The sequence below is a fragment of the Pseudomonas brassicae genome, assembly GCF_010671725.1.
GTDB lineage: Bacteria > Pseudomonadota > Gammaproteobacteria > Pseudomonadales > Pseudomonadaceae > Aquipseudomonas > Aquipseudomonas brassicae.
The window spans coordinates 1-2,278 of the sequence record NZ_JAAHBU010000595.1; the positions used below are offsets into that span (position 1 = coordinate 1).

Here is a 2,278-nt window from a genome sequence, read left to right on the forward strand (position 1 = left end):
AGCCAATGGATCTCAGGTTCCGTGTCCAGGGCTGCTGCAGGACCTCATCAAATACCAGCCCACCTGCCAAGCCTTCGCAAGGCCACCACTCCGGTTTGATGGTTACCCCGAAAAGCCCACAAAACCATGCTTTGTCTACAGCCATGGAAAACAGACACATCCGATAAGCTTCTTTGGTTTCTTTACCCTCGGCAAATCCAATACCAACCACCATTCCGGACAATCCACACACGGCACGAACGACGCAAAATCCATCAACGGGGCTACCCTCTGTCAGGCCGGAAAGTTTCTCAACTACGTAGTAACCATCAAACTCGACCCTTTGATTTAGATTCGTCAATCTTTCTGAGAAACTTCCCAAACTGCCGCTCTGGTCGCGGGTCTTTTGTTTACCTCTTACGCCAATAGATTTTTCTTTAGCACTAACTTGTTTTTCGATGCAGTACCGCACTTGATCAAAGGTTGGAAATGGGTGCCCTTTACGATTGACGAAAAATGTTGCGCCATTTCCTTCAACGGAAACGCAACCAAATTCCTCTGTAAGAATTTTTCGGTAAACTTGGCTATGAGTTTTGTCAGCGGAACGGAATCTAAGATACGCAGCTAGAATTCTTTCCCTCATGGCGCTATCGGCCCGGTAACCCCACTCTTTGCCATTGGGTGATGGCCGGCCCAGCCTGCGTAATTTCCCCGGCCCCTCCCTGTCCCACCTACCGATGCGGTGCAGGGGAGGCATGAGAGCCCACTTGTTTTGTCCAAAAGTAATGTAGGTGTAGAACCACAACCTCAAGCGAGCTGCATTTTGCTGAGGCGACTGGCTTTTGGCGTGAGCGTTGATTACAGCGTCCGGATCATCACTGGCTAGAACCTCCTGGAGACGAACCATCAGGCCTGAGATAGCCAGAAAACGGCGGTTGACCTTTTGGTCGTAGGTTTCCTTGGCAGAAACCCGCTTCGTTTCACGCTCTGAAATTGCGATCCCCTTAATCGGTTCAAGCCATGGCGGGAATTTGTCCGTCTCCCCTGACGCCAGCAGCGCACCCGCTTCGAGCGCTTCTTCGAACTCGAACCTTGTGAGGGTGATCAAGGTGGTGCGCACGTCTTTCCCTAGATCGCTGAACTCCACCAAGCGCACCCGGTTGTGGACCGCATCACTGTTCAGGAAATGGTAATAGTGGCCTTTGACAAGGCTCCGATAACCTTCAGGCGCAAATAACCTAGCGCCCGTGATCACGGCTCAATCTCCAAGAAAAATTTGCCGTAGGCTGCCAGCAAATCACCACCATCGATATCGAGAGGATGATCGATCAGAATCGGCTTGAAAAAATTTACTGGCAGCTTTCTATCCCAGATGTCTTGGTAGATCCTCGCAATAAACTGGTCACGTTTACCCCATCGGGCTGCATACCGGTAAATGATGGGGTGGATCAAGGCTCCAGCATGCACAGCGCCCTCAATCTCCGCGCTAAACTCCCTAAGCAGCTCAGGTTCGAGGGTCAGCGGCAAGCCATGCATCGGAAAAAGCAGATCGAGATTGCCCACGACGATCGGGTCCAGACGATCCAGAGACATTTGAACGGTCCTGATACCGCCGCTTGCGTAATGCAGTTGCTCTAGGGCTGTGCGCAGCTCAGCGTGATCACGGTCCTTTTTTTGCTGGTTTGGGGTCTTGGCTGCTGAGTAGCGCCTCTCGCGGAAGGCTTGAGCTCGATCCTTCACTGTCCAATTGACCGCGTAGGGTCTCCCATCTGAACCCATCAAATACAGTAAAAGGTCCCCCTGATAGGGAAAGGGCATTCTCTGTCGGTTACCAGCTTTAGTGGTAATCACCACTTGGTGATGCTTGAAGCCTATTTGCTTGGCGATTTCCATCGTCCCAGTGACAGGATGAGGAAAATGTCCTTTGGTGAGTGGATGCCCGTGCAAAGGATGAGGGGCGTGATATGGCCACAACATCTTCTGCTCGTGAATGTCGAGCAATTGAGGATGGAAGAGCGCAAGCTGGGTGAACACCGCTTCTGGAGTGGACAGCGAGTGAATCGCACGGCCGAGCTTCCGGCTATTCATTCTGCTGATACGAGAGCCCTTAGGGGCTTCTCGTGGAACCGCTAAAACCGATGGCGTGTAGATATCGCCCACGCGAAGTGAGCTTGTCGGCTCCTGATGAGAGCAAATCTCTCCTGCAAAGTCATCAATACAGTCCAATGTCTGCGGACCCAAGATTGTCATCCAGCCTGGGGATAATTGCTGGATGCCCCTGTAGCCCTTTGCTTCCCGG

The 2,278-nt window shown here is 52.2% G+C and carries 1 protein-coding gene and 1 pseudogene; both read right to left on the reverse strand.

Annotated features, from left to right (window positions below; all coding sequences use genetic code 11):
* A pseudogene (locus G3436_RS26445) lies at positions 1 to 1,234 on the reverse strand (transposase); the annotation flags it as partial.
* On the reverse strand, positions 1,231 to 2,278 hold a 1,048-nt coding region (locus G3436_RS26450), incomplete at its 5' end, for a PDDEXK family nuclease (protein ID WP_243667348.1). The pseudogene G3436_RS26445 and the gene G3436_RS26450, both read right to left, overlap by 4 nt.